Below are 21550 nucleotides of genomic sequence, written 5' to 3'. Positions count from 1 at the left end.
TCCCGCTAATTGTAAAAATTATGAATAAAGACAAACTATTAGTTACTATAAATCGTTAAATTAGTATACAATTAACTTTTATTTTACAGGTATTACTTTTTTAGATAGAAATTAATTAACTTAATACTAAGTATTTATATAATGTTATTTGTTCAAAGTTTGTTGTTTTAGTATGAACCAATAATTTTGTTTTTTAAGTATTATCTAAAAACTAATATAGTTTATAACGCTCTAATTCTGCCTTAATGAACTCGATAGGTAAAAATATCAAATCGCTCCGACAGTCGCGGAACTGGTCACAGGAACAAGTGGCAACAAAGCTTGGCATTACGGCTCCTGCTTTTTCAAAAATTGAAAGCGGGTTCACTGACATTAATTTCTCCCGGTTAGATCAAATCGCTCAGCTTTTTGGTCTTTCTGCAGTTGAATTGATTACATATCACAATCAGGAGGAACAGAAAAAGTATAATAGTGAATTACAACAACTGAAGGACAAACTCGCCCTTCGTGAAGCTGAAATAATTGAACTTCAAAAGAAAGTAATCTCCTTGCTTGAAAAAAGTTAGACTTTATTGTTGTCATCTTCGTCCACAAGATCCATATCCATTTGAATTAATGGCTTAGCAACCTTTTTGCGGTTAATGCGCTGCTCTAAGCTTAAGAGCAGTGCAGGAACCAATATTAAGTTGGATAATAAAGCTACTAATAGGGTGATGGATACCAGTATGCCAAGCCACATAGTGCCTTCAAAGTTTGACGCTGCAAAAATTCCAAATCCAAAGAATAAGATTCCTGCCGCGTAGATCATGCTTACACCTGTTTCACTTAAGGCTAAGGAAATTGCTTTGGAAATACTATTTGCAGGATTTTCCAACTCCTGACGATATTTTGTAAGGAAATATATAGTTTGGTCATTAGCCAAGCCAAATGCCACACTAAAGATCAGAATAGTGGAAGGTTTTAGATTAATTCCCACATAGCCCATTATTCCGGCAGTAAATATTAACGAAATTATGTTAGGTATCAGGGCAATTCCGTTCATACGTAATGATCTGAACAGAATAAAAATGATAATCGAAATTAAGCCAATGGCTAATAATAAACTTTCCTTTAGGTTTTCTACTAAATAGTCCGTTCCTTTTACAAAAATCCTGCTGGACCCGGTAAATACAACATTGAATTTTTCTTTCGGAAAAATTGAATCAGTACGGACCTCCAGTTCTTTTAGCAATACATTCATTTTTTCTGAACCGATATCTGCCATCTGGAAGCTTACGCGAGTTTCGCTTTTGTCCTTATTTAAAAACGCTTTCAACATATCACCAGAACCTTTACCGGCTGATTTTCCGGCATAAGACAAAATGAAAGCTTGCTCCATTGTATTGGGTAAGCGATATTGAGAAGGATTTCCATTATAGAATCCCTGTGTAGCCATTTTTAAGACCTCATCTAATGAAAGGGCTCGTGAAATTTCCGGGTAAGCAGAAACCATCTCTTGAAACTTGTCAATACGTTTAATAAATGAAGCATTCATAACTCCATTCTTCTTTTTTGTATCAATGCTTACTTCCAGAGGTAGTACGCCATCAAAATTTTTCTCAAAGAATTTAAGGTCTTTATAAATAGGGTCTTTTTTAGGGAGGTCGTCCACTACATAACCGTTAGCATGCATTTTGGTAACTCCATATAATGCGATAAGTACAATTACTGCCGATGAAATATAAATAGCTTTTCTATGATGGAAAACCAAGTAATCTATCTTCTGAAGAAAAGCAGTAAGCTTTTTGCTGTCTAAGTGTTTAGTGTGCTTAGCTGAAGGAGCAGGAAGGAAGCTAAAGATTATAGGCACCAATATAATTGAACAGATATAAGTAGCAATGATATTGATTGATGCAATATGTCCGAATTCTTCAAGTATTGCACTGTTTGTAAATGAAAATACGCCAAACCCAATTGCAGCAGAAACGTTTGCTAACAAAGCAGTAGGGCCAATTTTTTGAATGGCAACCTCAAGCGAGTGCATTTTATCACCTGTTTTTCGAAATTCATTATGGTATTTATTTAGCAGCAATACACTATTAGGGATACCAATGATAACGATTAGTGCGGGTATAATTCCAAGTAAAAGTGATATTTGGTAACCAAACAACGCAATAATACCCAATGCCCAAACCACTCCATTTATTACCACTAAGAGCGGGAAAAATACAGCATGGAATTGTTTAAAGAATATGGCTAATACTAATCCTGTTGTAGCTAACGCTAAAACAAGAAAAAGCACGAATTCTTTGGCAATTTTATCAGATAACTTACTCCTTACCCAAGGTAATCCTGAATAATGTAATTCTACTTTATTTTTTTCAGAAAAAGTTTGGGCAAGGTCGTTTATCTTATTAACAATCTTGCCTCGATATTTGGAATTAAGGATTTGTCTATCAAATGTGATCGCCATTAATGTTGATCCATTTTTAGTGTTAAACAATAAGCCATCATAAAACTTCAAGCCTTCAATTTTCTGTTTTAACGAATCAACTTCTGCTTGTGATGTAGCAGGAGCCGAGATCACTTTGTTTAAGACAAATTTCCGTTCAGTAGTATCCTTTTTTAACTCATAAATGCGTCCAACCGATAATACTTCCTGAATACCTTTAATGGCTTTAATATCATTACTTAATTTTGACCAATCGTTGAATACATCTTTTTGCCAGATGCGTTTGTCGTTTAGTCCGATTACAAGCACGGCTCCATCTTCTCCAAACTTTGCCTTAAATTCATTGTATTCTACATAAGAAGGATCATCAAGCGGAAGAACTTTGCTCCCTGCATAAGCCAGTTGTAAGTCTTTACTATGATATCCCATAAAAGTGGTGACACACAAAATGACTGTAATTAGTATATAGCGGTATTTAAGAATGAATTTCGAAATAGGAGTCCACATATTTTTTGTAAAAATAAAACCCTGCGAAAGTACGGATTTAGTTTGATTTGTAATTTTTGATTTAAGTTTGAATGCTAAAGATTAGTATTAAAAAAATGGAGTATTAATGGGTTCTTTACACAAAACAAAGGGTGTAGTTTTAAAAGTTACCAATTATGCTGAAAGTAGCATTGTGGTTCAGATATTCACTGAGCATTTTGGCCTGCAATCGTTTATAGTAAATGGCGTGCGCAAGAGCAAAGCAAAACACCCTATGAGTTTGTTTCAGCCATTGAACTTAGTTGAGTTGATAGCTTATCATAAGCCGACTACCGGCCTGCAACGTATTTCAGAAATTAGAAATCTTCCTTGTTATACATCAATTCCTTATGATACAGTTAAAAGCACAATTCTGCTGTTTTTAAATGAAGTAGTGTATAAGTCGTGTAAACAAGAAACGGAAGAACCTCAGCTATTTTCTTTTCTGTATAGTGCCTTGCAGTTTTTAGACCTACATCAGGGGAGTGTCGCTAATTTTCACCTTACATTTCTGATTCATTTCTCTAAATTTCTTGGTTTTTATCCAGATAACTTCATTTACAATTCTCAGGAGTATTTTGATTTGCGTGATGGTGTTTTTACCCCCCTAAGACCCACACATTCCCAAACTGTAGTGCAGCCTTATAGCGGTTATATTGCCAAGTTGATGAGTTTGAATTTTGAGTCGATGGAACAACTTAAAATTTCATCAGCTGAGAGAAAAGTGCTGCTTCACGCACTGATCGATTACTATGAACTTCATATTGATAGTTTTGGAAAGGTGAAATCTTATGAAGTGTTAGAGGAAGTGCTAGGTTGATAATCACACAATAAAATTATTCTTATTGATAATCAACGTGTTTTTTGGGTGAAACAGTTTTTTTCAAAAACATTTTGTTGTTAATAAAAAAGACCTCATATTTGCAGTCCCAAAACGAGGGGAGATTAGCTCAGCTGGTTCAGAGCACCTGCCTTACAAGCAGGGGGTCACTGGTTCGAACCCAGTATCTCCCACCAATTTTGAATAGTTCTTTCAAAGAGATTAACTATCTCACAATCTTAAAATAGAACCTTTAGGGAGATTAGCTCAGCTGGTTCAGAGCACCTGCCTTACAAGCAGGGGGTCACTGGTTCGAACCCAGTATCTCCCACCAATTTTAAGATTACCCCTTTTAGGGAGATTAGCTCAGCTGGTTCAGAGCACCTGCCTTACAAGCAGGGGGTCACTGGTTCGAACCCAGTATCTCCCACACTAAAAAGCGTTTCGATGATAAATCGAGACGCTTTTTTGGTTTTAGTAAGCTAATTGCCGCGGCTTTTGACTAACAATGGTTTCCCAAATGTTGGATTTCTTCAAAAAGACTAATGTTGGTTGAATCTCTTTAATTTAATAACATACGGCTGAACTTTGTGGTTATGGTCTTGCGTCTAAAGGCTTTTATAAACGGCTATTTATTACGGATCTTTTGCTCCTATGGAGCAACCGCTGATATTCTAAAGCTTTTCCGGTGATCCTAAATAATTTTTATTAGAAAAATATCCTTCACTGTAATTCTACATTGCTTATTACTCTTTCTGTCCTCTTTTCGCATTTTTGATAATAAAAACATTTTTTATCCGTACTTTTTTCTACATATTCGCGAACAGCCAAAAGTGTACTTAGTACACGATGTATATACATATTAAGAATAAAATCTTTTAATTATGAGGAAACTATTATTAAGTGCGGTGGTGTTATTGGCCATTACAATAAGTTCATCAGCACAAGACCTTACTTCCCCGAACGGTAATCTAAAGCTATCTTTTAAGATTCAGAATGGAACTCCTACTTATCAGTTAAGTTATAAGGGAAAAGAGGTTGTTAAAACCAGTAAACTAGGGTTAGAGCTTAAAGAAGGAGCATCATTATTAAACGGTTTTGATGTTAGAAAAGCTGATTACAATGAAGCGAATGAAACTTGGTCGCCAGTTTGGGGAGAAGAGAGGACTATTCGCAACCATTACAAAGAAATGTTGGTGACCTTAGATCAAAAAGCACAAAAAAGATTCATCCAAATACGTTTTCGCTTATATAATGATGGTTTAGGCTTTAGATATGAATTCCCTCTGCAGGATAGTTTGAATTATTTTGTTATTAAAGAAGAGAGAACCCAATTCGCAATGAATGGCGATCATAAAGCATTTTGGCTTCCAGGCGATTACGATACACAAGAGTATAGCACTGTAACCTCCAATTTGTCGGAAATCAGGGTAAAGATGAAAGAATCCATTACTCCTAATGCCTCTCAACAGCCATTTTCACCTACCGGTGTTCAAACCTCATTAATGATGAAAAGTAAAGATGGTTTGTACATTAATATTCATGAAGCAGCACTTGTAGACTATTCATGTATGCACCTTAACCTTGATGATAAAAATATGGTTTTTGAATCATGGTTAACTCCTGATGCCATAGGTGATAAAGGATACATGCAAACTCCTTGTAAATCCCCTTGGCGTACAGTAATGGTAAGTGATGATGCACGTGAGATTTTAGCATCCAAACTGATCCTTAATCTTAATGATCCATGTAAATATGAAGATGTGTCGTGGATCAAACCTGTTAAATATGTTGGTGTATGGTGGGAAATGATCACCGGTAAAAGCACCTGGGCTTATAACAACCTTACCTCTGTAAAATTAGGAGAGATTGATTACGCTAAAACTCAACCTAACGGAAAACACGCGGCGAACACTGCTCATGTTAAGGAGTATATTGACTTTGCCGCTGAAAACGGATTAGATGCGGTGTTGGTTGAAGGTTGGAATGAAGGATGGGAAGATTGGTTCGGAAAAAACAAGGACTATGTTTTCGATTTCTTAACTCCATATCCAGATTTCGATGTTAAAGGATTGCATGAGTATGCAAAAAGTAAAGGGGTTCGACTGATCATGCACCATGAAACTTCAGGTTCAGTAAGAAACTATGAAAGACATATGGATAAAGCGTATCAGTTTATGGTTGATAATGGCTATAATGCTGTGAAAAGTGGTTATGTAGGTAATATTCTCCCGCTTGGGGAAAACCATTATAACCAATATATGGTCAATCATTATTTGTACGCGATTACCAAAGCCGCGGAATATAAAATCATGGTAAATGCCCATGAGGCTGTTCGTCCCACCGGATTGTGCCGCACTTATCCTAACCTGATTGGGAATGAGTCTGCTCGTGGAACAGAATACGAAGCTTTTGGAGGAAGTAATCCTGATCATACTACAATTCTTCCGTTTACCCGCTTAATGGGCGGTCCGATGGATTATACACCTGGAATCTTTGAAACAAAGATCAGTAACGTTAACCCTGAGAATAAATCTTATGTACGTAGTACTTTAAGTCGCCAGTTAGCATTGTACGTTACGATGTACAGTCCATTGCAAATGGCTGCTGATTTAGTTGAAAACTATAAGAAGCACATGGATGCATTCCAGTTTATAAAAGATGTTGCGGTTGACTGGGATGAAAGCAAGTATTTAGAGGCTGAGCCTGGAGATTATATTACTGCTGCTCGTAAGGCAAAAGGAACAAATAATTGGTTTGTTGGGTGCACCAGCGATGAAAATGGACATATATCTAATTTGACGCTTAATTTCCTTGATCCGGGTAAGAAATACGTTGCAACTATTTATGCGGATGCAAAGGATGCTCATTATGAAACCAATCCTCAGGCATATACGATTATCAAAGGAATTGTAACGAATAAAACCAAATTAACACTTAAAGCAGCTCCGGGAGGAGGTTATGCTATTAGCATAATCGAAGTAACCGATAAAGACGCTTTGAAAGGGTTAAAACAATTCTAATCTATTTTCATATAAAGAAGGGATTTGAGAGTAATTTCTCAAATCCCTTTTTTATATCTATTTCAGCCTATCTTTCAGAAAAGTTAAGCTAGTAGCATAAGCATCTTCAGTTGCTGCTTTATTAAATTTAGGGTTACTTGGGTTGGCAAATGCATGATCGGCCTCGTAAATTTTTACCGTTATTTTCTTTCCCGCAGCCTTCATTTTAGTGGCAAATTCATCGACTACCTGGGGTGTAATCCATTTGTCCTCTTTGGCAAATATTCCTAAAACGTCTGCATGAAGTGTAGCTAGTTTAGCTTCATCCTTTTCAGGCATTCCATAGTACATGATGCATCCGGCAGCTTGTTTTCCTGCCAATAAAGAAGTTTGCAATGACCATCCTCCTCCAAAACACCAACCTACAGTAGCTATTTGAGCATTAGCTCCCACATACTTTATTGTCGCATTGATAATTGCTTTCGCTCTTGCTTCGGTAACAGTGTTCATATAGTTTGCTGCTTCTTCGCGAGTAGTTGCAATCTGTTTATCGTAAAGATCGATGGCGATAACAGTTACATTTCCTAAATCATGATATAGCTTCTCCGATTCCCTTTTAATGTAATCATTGAGTCCCCACCATTCATGAATGACAAAAAGGTAGTTATTAGTAGGCTTTGCTGCTTTTAACTCATAAATATGGGCTTCTTTTCCGTCTGCTGAAGGTAACATAATGTCTTTCCCAAGATCACTCTTGAAGTTCAAGGGGAGAGGTTCTTCATGTGATTTAACAAAATCCTTGTCCTTGGACAGCATGGCAAACTCTTGTGTACCCGGAGTTGAACAACAACTCATTTTCATTTGCGCGAATGAAAATGTCGGAACTAGCATTAACAGTATTAGCGTTATTTTTTTCATGGCATTTTTGGGTATTGATCATAAGATTGAATTAAAGATAGTGCCAAAAAATAAGATTTAATAGTATAGGGTTAAAAAAGTATAAGGCTTTAGGAGTTTAAGATGTGGAAAACTCTTTCTGGCGTTCTTCCTGATTCATAAATGAATATTAAAATATAGGCGTATTTTTGGGCAGTTATTAACATTTCGATAAATACCGTATTTTTAAGTATAGATCCAATTAAATTTAAACTATGTCAGTAAATATTCCTTGTTTAGACCTAAATGATTTTGTGAATGGTTCTCCGGAACAACGCAAGAAATTTTCAGATGAAATTGGTAAAGCATTTAATGAAACAGGTTTTGTAACAATTAAAAATCATGGCTTAAGTCCAGAACTAATCGATGCTTTATATGTTCAGGTGAAATCAATTTTTGGTTTACCGGAGGAAGTTAAAAAAGGCTATGAAAAAGTAGAGTTGGCCGGACAACGTGGGTATACCAGTAAAGGCCGTGAACAGGCAAAAGGAGCCAAAACTCCTGATTTGAAAGAATTCTGGCAGATAGGACAATATGTAGAAGGAGAAACCTTAAGCAAAGAGGATTATCCTGATAATTTAGAAGTTAGTGAATTACCGCAGTTTAATACAATTACCAAGGAGGTTTACAAAAAACTTGAAGTTGCTGGGACGCAACTCTTGAAAGCCATTGCTGCTTATTTAGGTTTGAATGAAACCTATTTCGATCAGAAAGTATGGAATGGCAACAGTATTTTGCGTTGTATCCACTATTTTCCTATTGAAGATCCTGATAGCATTCCAGCTGATGCTGTTAGAGCAGGGGCCCATGAAGACATCAACCTGATTACGTTATTAATTGGAGCAAGTGCTGATGGTTTAGAGGTTTTAACGCGTGATGGCTCATGGTTCCCAATCAAAGCTGGACAACAGGATATCGTAGTAAATGTTGGTGATATGTTGCAACGATTAACAAATGGTAAATTAGTTTCTACAACACACCGTGTAGTAAACCCACCTCGAGAGCTAATGAAAACTTCGCGTTTTTCTGTTCCATTCTTCCTGCATCCAAAATCAGCTATGGATTTAACCAGTTTAGATTCATGCATCGATGCTCAGCATCCAAAACAATTCTCTGATATGACAGCAGGAGAGTACCTTGATGAACGTTTACGCGAAATAGGTTTAAAGAAATAATCTAGGTAATTAACAACTGTAGTTATAATAAAAGCGCAAAACTGAATTTCAGTTTTGCGCTTTTTGCATTAGTAGATTTATATTTTTTAAAAACCTAAACGGTCTTTATCCTTACTATCCGATGGAGGGGGTTCATGCTCATCATGATCAACGTCGGTACTATCTCCTACATAAACAGAACAATCCAATTCAATAGTTAAGTCTGCAGGCTTCTCAAAGTTGCCTTTTGAGATTTTTAAAGTTGGATCTGCATACACTCTCTTCATAAATAAGGCCCATACAGGTAAAGCCATGTTAGCACCTCCTCCTAAATTTAAGGAGTGGAAACGTACACTTCTGTCTTCACAGCCTGTCCATACACCTCCAACTAAATCAGGGGTTACACCCATAAACCAACCGTCACTTTGATTTTGAGTTGTACCTGTTTTTGCCGCAATCGGCATATCGAATTTATATTTACTGCCTCTCAATCTTAAGCCAGTTCCACCTGGCAGAGTGGTTGTTCCCTGAAGCATATAACACATAACATAAGCGGTTTGAGCGCTAATAGCTTGTTTGATTTCAGGTTTGTTTTCGTAAATGATATTGCCGTTTTTATCTTCCACACGAAGCAAGTAGATAGGCTTCGTCCAAATTCCTTTATTGGCAAAGGTGCTATAGGCTCCCACCATTTCATATAATGTAACATCCGCTACACCTAAACCGATAGAAGGATAAGGGTCAATATTCGCTGTAATACCCATGTCATGTGCATACTTAGCCACTATTTTTGGTCCAAGCTGCTTCATCAGGTACATGGTGATAAGGTTTTTCGATTGAGCTAGTCCCTCACGAAGAGTATACATACCTCCGGTTTTACCATCTGCGTTTTTAGGAGAGTAGTTGTCGAAATCCTCAAAAACTACAGGTTCATTAGGTACCTTCATACATGGTGAAAACCCATTGTCAATAGCTGCAGTATATACAAATGGTTTAAACGTAGAGCCTACCTGACGAGCGCCTTGTGCTACTTGGTCATATTTAAAATATTTAAAGTCGTCACCCCCAACCCAAGCTTTAACATAACCCGTGTGAGGGTCCATTGCCATCATTGCGGAACGCAAGAAACGCTTATAGTATTTGATTGAATCCAATGGACTCATTGTGGTGTCAATCTCGCCCTTCCAGCTAAAAATGGTCATTTTAACCGGAGTTTTGAACTCTTTATTAATCTCATCATCAGATTTTCCTAAATCTTTCAGTTCACGGTAACGATCGGTACGACGCATTGCCTGCTCAAGTGTTCCGGGAGAGAGATCAGATAAAGGATCACGTCTCATTCCTTTCCAGTGTTGATTAAACTGGCTTTGCAAATAAGGTAAATGTTCACGTTCGGCTTGTTCGGCATACTCCTGCATACGTGAATCAATAGTCGAATAAATCTTTAAGCCATCACGATAAAGGTCGTAAGGTGTTCCGTCAGCCTTTGATTTTATGGTTCCATTGTCAAGTAACTTTGTTAGTTCTCCACGTAAATATTCACGGAAATAAGCACCTAAACCTTCATTATGACTTTCAGGGTTGTAATCCAGTTTTATTGGTTTAGCCTTAGCTATTTCTAAATTTTTACTATCCAATACTTCGTCTTTGTACATTTGTTGTAACACGGTATTACGACGAGACAAAGCACGCTCAGGGTAACGAACAGGAGAGTAGTAAGAAGGACCTTTAAGAATTCCAATCAATAAAGCAGCTTGTTCAACTGTTAATTTATCCGGTGTTGTATTAAAAAATGTTCTTGAGGCTGTTTTAATACCGTAAGCATTACTTCCAAAATCAACGGTATTAAGGTACATCGCTAAAATTTCTTGTTTGGTGTAATTGCGTTCAAGTTTAACCGCAGTTACCCATTCCTTCATTTTAGTGATAAAAATGTTGGTTTTTTGGCGTCCAAATAGTTTTTTAGCTAACTGTTGGGTAATGGTACTTGCTCCTTGTCTTTTACCAATAAGATTGTAAAAAACAATGGTAAAGGTACGGCTGAAATCAATACCTGAATGTTCATAGAAACGCTCATCTTCAGTTGCTATAAGCGCATTTACAATATTGGGAGAAAGTTCATTGTATTTAACAAAAGAACGGTTTTCCAGATAATACGTGCCGATGGTTTTTCCATCTCCTGAAATCACTTCCGATGCAATATTGCTCTTTGGGTTTTCAAGATCACGGAAGGATGGCATTTTGCCAAATAATCCTAGCGCTATGGAAAGAATTAATAAGCTTACAAAAGCAATTCCTCCTATTACAACGAGCCAAAAGTTCTTAATGTACCTGCGTAAATCTTCTTTGCTTAACTGCGATTTGGTCATTATTGATATTAAAAGTTAATTCTAAAGTAATCCCTGTATTCTTCTACAGTTGTTTGGTTGATCAGTCTTGCAAAGTTATCGGTTGTGATGAAGAAAACAGTATATTTTTCATCAGGTAATCCGATTACATCATTCCTATATTCCATGAACTTTTTATAATACGCTTTTGCAGTCTCCATGTCGGCAAATTGATTAACAGATATTAACTGGGTTTCGTTATTAATCGTTTTACTATTATGGGTGTAATTTTTATCAGCAAAAAGTGTCCGGTTAAATTGTCCGATTCCTAAACGAATACGGTTTAGATTTGCTGTTGCATTATTAACAGCAACAACTAAAACATAGGATGCATTAGGAGCCGGTTTCTTGAAATAACTTTTTGATTCTGCTTCTGCAAGTTCTTGTTCTCTTTTTTGATCTTCTAATCTTCTTTGGTCTTCATATCGTTTACTTATAGAAGCGGCATCAGTTGCCGTAGCTATTGAGCGTTCCTCTAATGCAATCTCTCTCGAATCGAATTCAGCTCGATTGTTATCGATAGAAGCAATAAACTGGCCAGCCTGCTTACTTGCTTCTTCATTGGGATACTCTTGTTGAACTTTTTTAAGTTCAGCCTCAAAAGATCCTACTTTTTGGGTTTTACCAACAGCCAAAGCAGACAGAAAGGCGAATTTTGATTTTAAGTAAGTATTTGCTTTGGACAATTGAAAATCTTTGTTGGATGCAATTACCTTTTCATAATCTCTGTTAAGGTAATCTTTATAAGCCATTTCATATTGCTGCTCTGCTTGTGTCTGCGTAATATCAACAACCTGAGACGCTTCAGGATTTCTTAATGCATTTGCAAAAGATGAACCTGGATACTGATTTAATAGCCTGTTTTTATAGGCGGCAGATTGTTCTTTATTTCCCGCAAGTTCATTTATATAGCTCAGGTTATAGATGATTTCATCGGCATTATGTAATGGAGGAGGAGTATTAAGTGCTAATTCATAATATTTGATGGCACTCGCATATTCTTCCAGGTCATCACTATAAATAGCGGCAAGTTTTAATGCTGCATTTTGTTTTATCTGATTCGAAGAATCAAGCTTAGCTGGAGTTAATGGCAGGTTCTTAACTAAAAAGGCTTTTATTTTATCAGGTTGCGCTGCATCTATGCTTTTTAAATCAAATCCAGGATCTGTGTCAAATATTTTAGTGTTAGCAACTCCTTGTGAGCTTATTCGCCAGTTATCAGCTAATTGCCTATTTCCCCAACGTCTTATAAATTCATTATAACCGGATGCTACAGCATTATTATTATAAAAGTACCAGCTGGAACCACCACTCTCGGCATTGTTAAAACGGTTAATAGCTAATGTATTATAGGAAGATGAATATTGACTTTGATCAACCTTACTTTCCCGTATTTTGCTTTGGATTTTAGCTACTTGTTCATCAATAATTTTTGTCCGCTCCGGCTCTGGTAAAGCAGCAACATGTTGTAAACTGTCCTCCCTGTCAATAATTTTTATGTTTGCAATCAGGTCATCCAATTTATTATCACGCTCAATTATTTTTTCATAATCAGGGTGATCTCTTTGCACAAAAACTCTTGTACTATCGTAATACAAGTGTGCTTTATCATAATCTTTGCGATTAAAGTAAATCTCTGCAATTTGTGAATAAGACAACGCTTTTTGATTAAGATTCCGGCCTGTATTGGCAGCTGAAAGCTTATATAAAGAAATAGCTGAATCAGGTTGATTGGTGCGTTGCGCAATAGCTCCTAAAACAAAATAGATTTGGTCTTTATATTCACTGTTTTTCTCATCATCCAATAAGTCATTTAGTTTTCTTATCAGATCGCTTGTATTGCCACCTTCAGTTAAATTAGTCAGCCTGAATGCATTTATTTTTGCTGCTAATTCCATTTCATAAGGGGCCCTTAAGCCTTGTACTTTCTTGAAGGATTCTACCGCTTTAGCATAATCACCTTGTTTCTCATAAATCTGCCCCAAAACGTAGGAATAATTTATTTTGGCGAGCTTATCTTTTTTTATGGCTTTAATTGCATTTTCCAGAGACGAAGCAGCTTTGTCATAGCTTTTACGGTTAATGTAATACTGAGCCATTGCGGTATATACGAAACGTTTTGATTTTTTGGCATCTGCGATATTAGCCTCTGCCATTTCAAAAGCAGCAGTAGCATCTTCGGCCATTTTATCCTGCATTTTTGATAAACCGATCCAAGCCAATGCTTCTTCTTTTAAATCTTTATTTGGAAATGTATTATAGATATATTGGAACGTTTGTGCCGCATCAAAATAGTCACCTTTGTAAAAATAAGCCTTGCCAACCAACATATAGGAGTCATCAGTCCATTTGCTTACTTTGTGGCGGGTAACGACTTTCGAACACTTTTCAATAATCTGATCCATGTTCGCAGCCATACCGGAAGAAGCACCTTCATCAGGTAACTTTAGCAATGGCAAAACGTTAGAATAGGATATGGTGTAACCGCTTTCAAAATTGGATACATCTTTTCTGAAAATTTCTTTGGCATTAAAATAGGCATTGAAGCGGGCAGTAGTATTATGATACGAACCTTTTACTACTCCGATTCTGTTGCCCATGGGATCTCGCATCTTGCAGGCACCGACAGTAATCAGAGCCAAACACCAAAATAGTGGAAACAGCTTGTTTTTTAACGGCTTTTGCAATGAAATGTACTTTTTGTTGTTAGCAAATATAAACGATTGGCGCAAACATATGTTAACCAAAATTGGAATTTAACGATAAGTTTTTTTGTTTCCTTTTACTAAACTGTTAGAATTGTAATATCAATTAAACCCAAATTAACTGCGTTAAAACGCTGATTTTGTCAAACCAAATAAAAAAATGGTATCCAAAAAGAAGGATTTCTTAACTCAACTTAAGACCAAGTATAAATTGGTAGTGCTGAAAGATGATACTTTTGAAGAAAAAATATCATTTACCCTGAATTTAATGAATGTGTTTGTGGCCGCAGGAATGGGCGCAATCATTTTAATTATTCTTACCACTTTCCTGATTGTTTTTACTCCACTTAAAGAATATATACCTGGCTATGCTGATGTTTCTTTAAAAATAAATGTTGCAGAAGCAGCTATGAAAGCTGATTCGTTAGAGATGATGTTTAAGGCAAATCAAACTTATTTAAATAACATTAAAAGTATAATCGACGGCAAAGCGGGAGTTACGATTGCTGATTCCGTTCCACAGGTTGCAGTTAAAGATGTGGAAGTGGATAAAAAACACCCCAAAGTGGTTGAGGATTTCAGAGAGTATATTGAGTCTGAAGAAAAAATAAGTTTAAAGGATGATGTTACCCTTAAAAAGAAATCATCAATAAAGGACCTGGACTTTATTAGTCCGGTAAAAGGAACCGTTGTAGCTCGCTATGACACCAAAAATAACCGATTGTATCAAATTATTGGAACAGTTGCGCAATCTCCTGTTAAGGCCACACTTGACGGTATTGTATTATATGCAGGTTTAACTGTTGATGCAGGTTATATGGTTGTATTGCAGCATACTGCTAACATCATTACTGTTTATAAGAATTGCTCAATACTGTATAAAAAAACTGGAAATTATGTTAAAGCGGATGAAGTTATTGCTACTGCCGGAGATAAAGGAAAAGAGTTTAGCGGCCCGCAACTTGCTTTTGAGCTTTGGAATAACGGATTTTCTGTAGATCCTAATGAATACATGAAATTTTGATCTGTTCTAAATAGATTAATTTCTACATTTACAAACAAACCAACAATTATTAAATCAAACTAGCTAAACCATGTTCAAAAAAGACAAAAACCAGCATGAAGAAGAAACCGCTTATGGATCTATTAACCTTATAGGCGCAGGAACCACAATAGTAGGAGATGTCGAGAGTAAAGGCGATATCCGTATTGATGGAGTTGTAAAGGGAAATATTAATTCATCTGCAAAAGTTGTTATCGGTAACACCGGCTCAGTAGAAGGTAGTATTGTATGCACTAATGCTGATATCTCTGGAGCGTTACAAGGCGATATCCGGATTAGTGAATTATTGTTTTTAAAAGCCTCTGCCCGTATACACGGTGACATTTATACCAATAAGATGGTTGTTGAATCAGGTGCAATATTTACAGGTAAATGTAATATGGGTACTGTGATCAAGCAACCAACAAAAATTGATGATCATGCAAAAACAAACGGACGACAAGCGGAAAGCGTTACTGCGTAGTTACGCCCGTTACTCAGGCATGGGATTCCAAATGATTGGCGTTATTGGCGCTTTTGCCTTTGCCGGAGTTAAGTTAGATGAAAAGATGGCTGCCCAAACACCTTGGTTTACTATTCTGGGATGTTTATCTGGCATTGCTATTTCATTTTACTTAGTCATCAAACAATTAAAAGAATAATAGTAAGAAAACAGGTTTATGGTAGAATGGCATAAACCTGTTTTCTTTTGTTGTTAATACCTTTCCCTTAGAAAAAAACATCATCTGTGTTTAAATTCTAAAACATTAAGTTTAAACAGGATAACCTTCGAAAAAAAATTGCATCTTTGCGCCGATATTTTAAACGCTTTGATACAGAGTTTACAACCATTTATTAAAAAAACACTCCTTTTTTCCTTTATTGTTGCAGCAGTAATAGCAGGAATTCAATACTTTTTTTCTGAAAAAAATCTGCTGTTAAAGCAAATTTGGGTGTTCTTTATTTTTTTTAACCTCATAACGCTGTTTACATTCGCGCTATCAGCTTATGGATTGAAAAAAGGGGGTGAAACCTCTGTGTTGGCTGTGTTAGTAACTATAGTAGTAAAGATGTTGTTGTGTATGAGTGTAGCCCTTGTATTTATCATGAAACAAATGGTAGAGGATAAGTGGGTATTTATCACTAACTTCTTTCTTTTATATTTATTGTACACAGTGTTTGAAGTTTATAATTTAATATATAACTTGCGCGACCAAAAAAAATTAGAAAATCGTTAAATAAATGCGCTGTAACCCACTTTTTCTTAAAAAACTTTTCGTTTTATCTCTAATTTTTGCTTTCGTAGCGGGAACAACTTTTCGTGCTATGGCCAATTCAGAGCATAATGAAACCGTAAATAAAGACAGTGCGCATGTTGCTGAAGCGCATGATGCCGGTGATTCTCATGGAACAGCTCATGGTGAAGAGCCGTTTGAGCCTACCAAAGTTATTATGGAGCACATTTCCGATGCTCACGACTGGCATTTATGGGGGCATACCTCAATTGGATTACCGGTAATTTTAAAAACTGACGCAGGTATTGTTACTTTTAACTCCAGCAAGTTTCACCACGATCAAACCGGTTCTCATGTTGTAGAAGAAGACGGTCAACGTTTTGTTCGTTTTGAAAACAAAATTTATTTAGCCGGACAATCTGCAAATGACAAAGGTCAGTACCTGACTTTTGAAGGAGAGCATCCTACCAATGCAAAACCTCTTGATTTTTCAATCACCAAGAATGTTGCTTCAATGTTCATATCTGCAATTATCCTTTGTTTAATTTTCTTCAGTGTTGCCGCTGCTTATAAAAAACGTGCAGGCAAAGCACCTAAGGGTTTACAGAGCCTAATTGAGCCTATCATTGTATTTATTCGTGATGAAATTGCACGTCCAAATATTGGTCATAAGTATGTTGGTTATATGCCTTTCTTATTGACTGTTTTCTTCTTCATTTGGGTAAATAACTTAATGGGTTTAATTCCAATTTTCCCAGGAGGAGCAAACTTAACAGGTAATATCGCAGTAACTTTCGTATTAGGAACCATAACTTTCCTTATTACCAATTTTAGCGGTAACAAATATTATTGGAAACACATATTAGCACCTGATGTTCCATGGTGGTTATATCCAATTATGCTAGTGGTAGAGATTATCGGTTTATTGTCTAAGCCATTTGCTCTTATCATTCGTTTGTTTGCGAACATCACTGCTGGACACATTATTGTTTTGAGTTTGATTTCATTGATCTTCATTTTCAAAACATTATATATTGCTCCGGTTTCAGTAGCATTCGTCTTATTCATGGATGTATTGGAATTATTGGTAGCATTCTTACAAGCGTTCATCTTTACCATGCTTACTGCATTATTTATCGGTACTGCTGTTGAAGAGCATCATCACTAAAAATAAGACCATGGACCATGGTCTATAATCAATGGTCTATATAAAACAAGTAATTATTTTTTAACTAAATAAATTTATAACAAAATGATCGGAAGTATTGCTGCAATTGGTGCTGGTTTAGCTGTAATTGGTGCTGGTATAGGTATCGGACGTATTGGTGGTTCTGCAATGGAAGGTATTGCACGTCAACCAGAAGCTGCCTCTAAAATTCAAACTGCAATGATCATCGCGGCTGCACTTGTTGAAGGTGTTGCTTTATTCGGTGTGGTAGTAGCTTTATTAGGTACTCGCTAATTTATTGCAATAAAACTAAGCCTGCGGCGATTGGCAACAGGCTTAGTTTTAACAATCACAGCTTTTTAAAAGAACTTTATATAAAACATAATATAAATGGAATTAGTTACCCCTAGCATTGGATTGGTTTTTTGGACCACCATTACTTTCATTTTTCTTATCATTCTTTTAGGCAAATTTGCCTGGAAACCAATTGTATCAGCTTTAAATGAACGCGAGCGTTCTATCGAAGATGCTCTTAGTGCAGCTGATAAAGCTAAAGAAGAGTTAACTCGTCTTAACCAGGAAAGCGATAAATTGCTTAAAGAAGCACGTTTGGAACGCGATAAAATCCTGAAAGAAGCAAAAACAATGGGTGACAATCTTATCGCTGATGCTAAGCACAATGCTCAGGCAGAAGGCGCTAAAATGATCGCAAAAGCTCATGAAGAAATTAATGCACAGAAAAACGCTGCTTTAGCTGAGGTGAAAAATCAGGTTGCAGTTCTTTCTATTGATATTGCAGAAAAAGTTCTTCGTAAGAAGTTTGAAAATGCAAATGATCAGGAAGCATTAGTTGCTGAATTGTTAAAAGACGTGAAATTAAATTAATAAGTTACGAGTTCCGTGTTGCGAGTTAGGTGTTTTGCACAAAATAACCCGTAATCCGAAACAAGAAACCCGTAATTAAAAGATATATGTCAGAAATTAAAATTGCTTTACGGTACGCTAAATCATTGCTTGATCTTGCCAAAGAACAAAACAATGTAGAAGAGATCAATAATGATGTTAAGCTTTTTCGTGATACTGTAAAAGCTAATCCGCAGCTTCGTGCTGTGTTGGCTAATCCGATCATTTCAGGATCTGATAAAAAAGCAGTTCTTCATGGATTATTTGCGAGCAAGATGGATAAAGTCACTATTGCTTTCTTTGATCTTATGATCAATAAAAGCCGTGAAAGCTTTTTATACGCTACTTCAAAACAGTTCAATGAGTTGTATAACCTGTTGAATGGTATTGTTAAGGCTGAAGTGGTATCTGCATTAGCTTTATCGGAAGGAAATAAGCAGCAACTGGTTAGTGCTCTTGAGAAAGAGTTGAACAAACGAGTGATTTTAAATGCTAAAGTTAATGCTGATTTAATTGGTGGTTTTGTTTTAACTGTAGGAGATAAACAATTTGATACCACTATTGCTAAGCAACTTAACGAGCTTAAAAAGAATTTTATGAGCAATGATTTTGTTGCTCAATTGTAATTGTTAAATAGTTTAAAAAAATATAACTAAATAAATCATGGCAGAAGTAAGACCCGACGAAGTTTCGGCAATTCTACGTCAGCAATTGGCGGGCTTCAAGTCAGAAGCTGAATTAGAGGAGATTGGAACGGTGTTGCAAGTGGGTGATGGTATCGCTCGCGTATACGGCTTAACCAAAGTTAAATCTGGTGAGCTTGTTGAGTTCAATAATGGATTACAAGGTGTTGTATTGAACCTTGAAGAAGATAACGTGGGTGTGGTATTGTTGGGTCCTTCAGAAGGTATCAAAGAAGGTGACACATTAAAACGTACCAGCCGCATTGCATCTATTAAAGTAGGTGAAGGCATGCTGGGCCGTGTTGTTAACACACTTGGTCAGCCAATTGATGGCAAGGGTCCTATTGAAGGTGAAACTTTTGAAATGCCTTTAGAGCGTAAAGCTCCAGGTGTAATTTACCGTCAACCGGTAAATGAGCCTTTACAAACCGGTATTAAAGCTATCGACGCAATGATTCCAATTGGTCGTGGTCAGCGTGAGTTGATCATCGGTGACCGTCAGATTGGTAAAACTGCGGTAGCTATCGATACTATCATCAACCAAAAAGAATTCTACGAAGCTGGTAACCCTGTATTTTGTATTTATGTTGCTTGTGGTCAGAAAAATTCTACCGTAGCAAACATCGTAAAAACATTAACAGAAAACGGTGCAATGGCTTATACTGTAATCGTGGCTGCTTCTGCTGCTGATCCTGCTCCTATGCAGTTTTACGCTCCATTTGCAGGTGCTGCTATCGGTGAATATTTCCGTGATACAGGTCGTCCGGCATTGATCGTTTATGATGATCTATCTAAACAGGCTGTGGCTTACCGTGAGGTGTCATTATTACTTCGTCGTCCACCAGGTCGTGAGGCTTATCCAGGTGACGTATTCTACTTACACTCACGTTTGTTAGAGCGTGCTGCTAAGATCAACTCAAGTGATGAGATTGCTCGTCAAATGAACGATCTTCCTGAGTCGCTGAAGAGTAAAGTAAAAGGTGGTGGTTCATTAACTGCACTTCCAATTATCGAAACTCAGGCAGGTGACGTATCAGCATATATTCCTACCAACGTAATTTCAATTACTGATGGTCAGATCTTCTTAGAGTCGAACTTATTTAACGCTGGTATCCGTCCTGCAATTAACGTTGGTATCTCTGTATCACGTGTAGGTGGTAACGCGCAAATCAAGTCGATGAAAAAAGTTGCTGGTACTTTAAAACTTGACCAGGCTCAATATCGTGAGTTAGAGGCCTTCTCTAAATTCGGTTCAGACCTTGATGCTTCTACAAAAGCAGTGTTAGATAAAGGTGCTCGTAACGTGGAGATCCTTAAACAAGGTCAGTACTCTCCGGTTACTGTAGAGAAACAAATTGCAATTATTTACTTAGGTACAAAAGGTTTACTACGTGCGGTACCTGTAAATAAAGTGAAAGAGTTTGAAACTGAGTTCTTACAGTTATTAGACGCAGGTCATAAAGGTGTTCTTGATCAATTGAAAAAAGGTCAATTAACAGACGAAGTGACTAATGTATTAGAAACTGTAGCAAAAGAACTTTCATCAAAATACTAATTCAAAATTAATTCCGAGTTAAGAGTTGCGGGTTACGGGTTTTAAAATCTCGTAACTCGTAACACAAAACCCGAAATAAATAATAGAATGGCCAACTTAAAAGAAGTACGTCTAAGAATTGCATCTGTTAAATCAACGCAACAGATCACCAAAGCCATGAAAATGGTTTCGGCGGCAAAATTCCGCAGAGCTACTGACGCTATCGTTCAGATGCGTCCGTATGCAAACAAGCTGAAAGGTATGCTGGCCAACCTTAGTGATTCGGTTGCTGATATGGATAATGTTTATACTCAGGAACGCGAGTTAAATAATGTGTTGCTGGTAGTTATCACTTCAAACCGTGGTTTGGCAGGAGCTTTCAATAATAGCGTAATTAAAGCCACCAATGCACTTATCGCTGAAAAATTTGCTGAGCACAAGACAAAGGGTAAACTTTTTATTGTTGCTGTAGGTAAAAAATCGCAAGACTTTTATTCTAAAAATGGTTTCCAGGTAATTGGCAATAACAATGAGTTATTCAACAAATTGAATTTTGCTAATGCTTCACAAATCGTTGAGCAGATTATGGAAGGTTTTGCTGAAGGTAAAGTTGATCATGTAGAAATGATTTACAACCAATTTAAAAATGCGGCTGTTCAAATTATTACCCTTGAGCAATTATTGCCATTGCCTAAAGCACCTCAGGACGGAAGCACAAGCAAAGTGGATTATTTGTTTGAGCCTTCAAAAGAAGAAATTGTAGAAGAATTGATTCCTAAATCGATTAAATTACAATTCTATAAAGCATTGTTAGACTCACATGCTGCAGAGCACGGAGCGCGTATGACTGCCATGGATAAAGCGACCGAAAATGCTGGTGAATTGTTGAAATCATTAACATTGCAATATAACCAAGCTCGTCAGGCTGCTATTACAAACGAAATCCTTGAGATCGTTTCTGGAGCAAATGCCTTAGCGGAAGGTTAATCAAAAGCAACTGATTTATTCAGAATATTTAGCCCTGA

The 21550-nt window shown here is 36.7% G+C and carries 18 protein-coding genes and 3 tRNA genes; 17 read left to right on the top strand and 4 right to left on the bottom strand.

The genetic code is table 11. The features are described from left to right. The first annotated feature begins 245 nt into the window (after nt 1-245). Complete coding sequence (locus SOLCA_RS16220) at nt 246-566, top strand: helix-turn-helix domain-containing protein (RefSeq protein WP_014681542.1); 321 nt, start codon at nt 246-248, stop codon at nt 564-566. Here SOLCA_RS16220 and SOLCA_RS16215 read toward each other — a convergent pair. Next, the gene (locus SOLCA_RS16215; protein ID WP_245536722.1) at nt 563-2860 is read right to left on the bottom strand and encodes an efflux RND transporter permease subunit; all 2298 of its coding nucleotides are present in this window, start codon (nt 2858-2860) and stop codon (nt 563-565) included. The genes SOLCA_RS16220 and SOLCA_RS16215 overlap by 4 nt on opposite strands. Nucleotides 2861-3044: 184 nt before the next feature. Here SOLCA_RS16215 and recO point away from each other — a divergent pair, with 184 nt between their 5' ends. The 5 genes from recO (at nt 3045) to SOLCA_RS16190 (ending at nt 6799) form a co-directional block, all read left to right on the top strand. Further along, the gene (recO, locus tag SOLCA_RS16210; protein WP_014681540.1) at nt 3045-3776 is read left to right on the top strand and encodes a DNA repair protein RecO; all 732 of its coding nucleotides are present in this window, start codon (nt 3045-3047) and stop codon (nt 3774-3776) included. A 119-nt stretch (nt 3777-3895) separates the two neighbouring features. Next, a tRNA-Val gene (locus SOLCA_RS16205) sits at nt 3896-3973 on the top strand. Nucleotides 3974-4032: 59 nt separating this feature from the next. Further along, nucleotides 4033-4110, top strand: a tRNA-Val gene (locus SOLCA_RS16200). A gap of 21 nt (nt 4111-4131) precedes the next feature. Then, nucleotides 4132-4206: transfer RNA gene (locus SOLCA_RS16195), tRNA-Val, on the top strand. 454 nt (nt 4207-4660) lie between these two features. Then, on the top strand, nt 4661-6799 hold the full coding sequence (locus tag SOLCA_RS16190; protein ID WP_014681539.1) for a glycoside hydrolase family 97 protein: 2139 nt from the start codon (nt 4661-4663) through the stop codon (nt 6797-6799). Nucleotides 6800-6856: 57 nt separating this feature from the next. Here the strand turns inward: SOLCA_RS16190 and SOLCA_RS16185 are convergent, their stop codons facing one another. Continuing rightward, a complete protein-coding gene (locus SOLCA_RS16185; protein ID WP_042479992.1) occupies nt 6857-7696 on the bottom strand; it encodes a dienelactone hydrolase family protein in 840 nt (279 codons plus the stop codon). A gap of 233 nt (nt 7697-7929) precedes the next feature. Here SOLCA_RS16185 and SOLCA_RS16180 point away from each other — a divergent pair, with 233 nt between their 5' ends. Beyond that, entirely contained in the window at nt 7930-8889 is a 960-nt protein-coding gene (locus tag SOLCA_RS16180) for an isopenicillin N synthase family dioxygenase (RefSeq protein ID WP_014681537.1), read from the top strand. Nucleotides 8890-8975: 86 nt separating this feature from the next. Here the strand turns inward: SOLCA_RS16180 and SOLCA_RS16175 are convergent, their stop codons facing one another. Together SOLCA_RS16175 and porW are read right to left on the bottom strand one after the other, a co-directional pair. Further along, on the bottom strand, nt 8976-11237 hold the full coding sequence (locus tag SOLCA_RS16175; protein ID WP_014681536.1) for a penicillin-binding protein 1A: 2262 nt from the start codon (nt 11235-11237) through the stop codon (nt 8976-8978). A gap of 8 nt (nt 11238-11245) precedes the next feature. Then, on the bottom strand, nt 11246-13855 hold the full coding sequence (gene porW / locus SOLCA_RS16170) for a type IX secretion system periplasmic lipoprotein PorW/SprE (RefSeq protein WP_042479989.1): 2610 nt from the start codon (nt 13853-13855) through the stop codon (nt 11246-11248). A 265-nt stretch (nt 13856-14120) separates the two neighbouring features. Between porW and SOLCA_RS16165 the strand changes: the two genes are divergently transcribed. The 10 genes from SOLCA_RS16165 (at nt 14121) to atpG (ending at nt 21512) form a co-directional block, all read left to right on the top strand. Further along, nucleotides 14121-14984: a murein hydrolase activator EnvC family protein gene (locus SOLCA_RS16165; protein ID WP_014681534.1), complete on the top strand. Its 864-nt coding sequence runs from the start codon at nt 14121-14123 to the stop codon at nt 14982-14984. A 70-nt stretch (nt 14985-15054) separates the two neighbouring features. Beyond that, the gene (locus SOLCA_RS16160; protein ID WP_014681533.1) at nt 15055-15486 is read left to right on the top strand and encodes a bactofilin family protein; all 432 of its coding nucleotides are present in this window, start codon (nt 15055-15057) and stop codon (nt 15484-15486) included. Beyond that, entirely contained in the window at nt 15443-15664 is a 222-nt protein-coding gene (locus tag SOLCA_RS16155) for an AtpZ/AtpI family protein (protein WP_245536721.1), read from the top strand. Before SOLCA_RS16160 ends, SOLCA_RS16155 begins: the two co-directional genes overlap by 44 nt. A gap of 168 nt (nt 15665-15832) precedes the next feature. Further along, nucleotides 15833-16240 carry a hypothetical protein gene (locus SOLCA_RS16150; RefSeq protein WP_052308609.1) on the top strand — a complete coding sequence of 136 codons (408 nt, stop codon included), beginning with the start codon at nt 15833-15835 and terminating at the stop codon, nt 16238-16240. Between the two features lie 4 nt (nt 16241-16244). Further along, entirely contained in the window at nt 16245-17405 is a 1161-nt protein-coding gene (atpB, locus tag SOLCA_RS16145; RefSeq protein ID WP_014681530.1) for a F0F1 ATP synthase subunit A, read from the top strand. 84 nt (nt 17406-17489) lie between these two features. Beyond that, the gene (atpE, locus tag SOLCA_RS16140; RefSeq protein WP_014681529.1) at nt 17490-17699 is read left to right on the top strand and encodes an ATP synthase F0 subunit C; all 210 of its coding nucleotides are present in this window, start codon (nt 17490-17492) and stop codon (nt 17697-17699) included. Nucleotides 17700-17795: 96 nt separating this feature from the next. Beyond that, complete coding sequence (locus SOLCA_RS16135; RefSeq protein WP_014681528.1) at nt 17796-18290, top strand: F0F1 ATP synthase subunit B; 495 nt, start codon at nt 17796-17798, stop codon at nt 18288-18290. Nucleotides 18291-18376: 86 nt separating this feature from the next. Further along, on the top strand, nt 18377-18934 hold the full coding sequence (gene atpH, locus SOLCA_RS16130; RefSeq protein WP_014681527.1) for an ATP synthase F1 subunit delta: 558 nt from the start codon (nt 18377-18379) through the stop codon (nt 18932-18934). Between the two features lie 37 nt (nt 18935-18971). Then, entirely contained in the window at nt 18972-20546 is a 1575-nt protein-coding gene (atpA, locus tag SOLCA_RS16125; protein WP_014681526.1) for a F0F1 ATP synthase subunit alpha, read from the top strand. Between the two features lie 87 nt (nt 20547-20633). Further along, nucleotides 20634-21512, top strand: coding sequence for an ATP synthase F1 subunit gamma (gene atpG, locus SOLCA_RS16120; protein WP_014681525.1), 879 nt, complete (start codon nt 20634-20636; stop codon nt 21510-21512). Nucleotides 21513-21550: the final 38 nt, after the last annotated feature.

The organism is Solitalea canadensis DSM 3403, from assembly GCF_000242635.2.
GTDB lineage: Bacteria > Bacteroidota > Bacteroidia > Sphingobacteriales > Sphingobacteriaceae > Solitalea > Solitalea canadensis.
This window is presented reverse-complemented; position numbering and strand designations above follow the sequence as displayed.

Excerpts from the sequence above, each read along its gene's own strand:
- SOLCA_RS16155 (WP_245536721.1), top strand. The coding sequence starts at position 15,443 with ATGCAAAAACAAACGGACGACAAGCGGAAAGCGTTACTGCGTAGTTAC.
- SOLCA_RS16190 (WP_014681539.1), top strand. The coding sequence starts at position 4,661 with ATGAGGAAACTATTATTAAGTGCGGTGGTGTTATTGGCCATTACAATA.
- porW (WP_042479989.1), bottom strand. The coding sequence starts at position 13,855 with ATGGGCAACAGAATCGGAGTAGTAAAAGGTTCGTATCATAATACTACT.
- recO (WP_014681540.1), top strand. The coding sequence starts at position 3,045 with ATGGGTTCTTTACACAAAACAAAGGGTGTAGTTTTAAAAGTTACCAAT.
- SOLCA_RS16175 (WP_014681536.1), bottom strand. The coding sequence starts at position 11,237 with ATGACCAAATCGCAGTTAAGCAAAGAAGATTTACGCAGGTACATTAAG.
- atpB (WP_014681530.1), top strand. The coding sequence starts at position 16,245 with ATGCGCTGTAACCCACTTTTTCTTAAAAAACTTTTCGTTTTATCTCTA.
- atpE (WP_014681529.1), top strand. The coding sequence starts at position 17,490 with ATGATCGGAAGTATTGCTGCAATTGGTGCTGGTTTAGCTGTAATTGGT.
- SOLCA_RS16165 (WP_014681534.1), top strand. The coding sequence starts at position 14,121 with ATGGTATCCAAAAAGAAGGATTTCTTAACTCAACTTAAGACCAAGTAT.
- SOLCA_RS16135 (WP_014681528.1), top strand. The coding sequence starts at position 17,796 with ATGGAATTAGTTACCCCTAGCATTGGATTGGTTTTTTGGACCACCATT.
- atpH (WP_014681527.1), top strand. The coding sequence starts at position 18,377 with ATGTCAGAAATTAAAATTGCTTTACGGTACGCTAAATCATTGCTTGAT.
- SOLCA_RS16160 (WP_014681533.1), top strand. The coding sequence starts at position 15,055 with ATGTTCAAAAAAGACAAAAACCAGCATGAAGAAGAAACCGCTTATGGA.
- SOLCA_RS16185 (WP_042479992.1), bottom strand. The coding sequence starts at position 7,696 with ATGAAAAAAATAACGCTAATACTGTTAATGCTAGTTCCGACATTTTCA.
- SOLCA_RS16215 (WP_245536722.1), bottom strand. The coding sequence starts at position 2,860 with ATGGGATATCATAGTAAAGACTTACAACTGGCTTATGCAGGGAGCAAA.
- SOLCA_RS16180 (WP_014681537.1), top strand. The coding sequence starts at position 7,930 with ATGTCAGTAAATATTCCTTGTTTAGACCTAAATGATTTTGTGAATGGT.
- atpG (WP_014681525.1), top strand. The coding sequence starts at position 20,634 with ATGGCCAACTTAAAAGAAGTACGTCTAAGAATTGCATCTGTTAAATCA.
- SOLCA_RS16220 (WP_014681542.1), top strand. The coding sequence starts at position 246 with ATGAACTCGATAGGTAAAAATATCAAATCGCTCCGACAGTCGCGGAAC.
- atpA (WP_014681526.1), top strand. The coding sequence starts at position 18,972 with ATGGCAGAAGTAAGACCCGACGAAGTTTCGGCAATTCTACGTCAGCAA.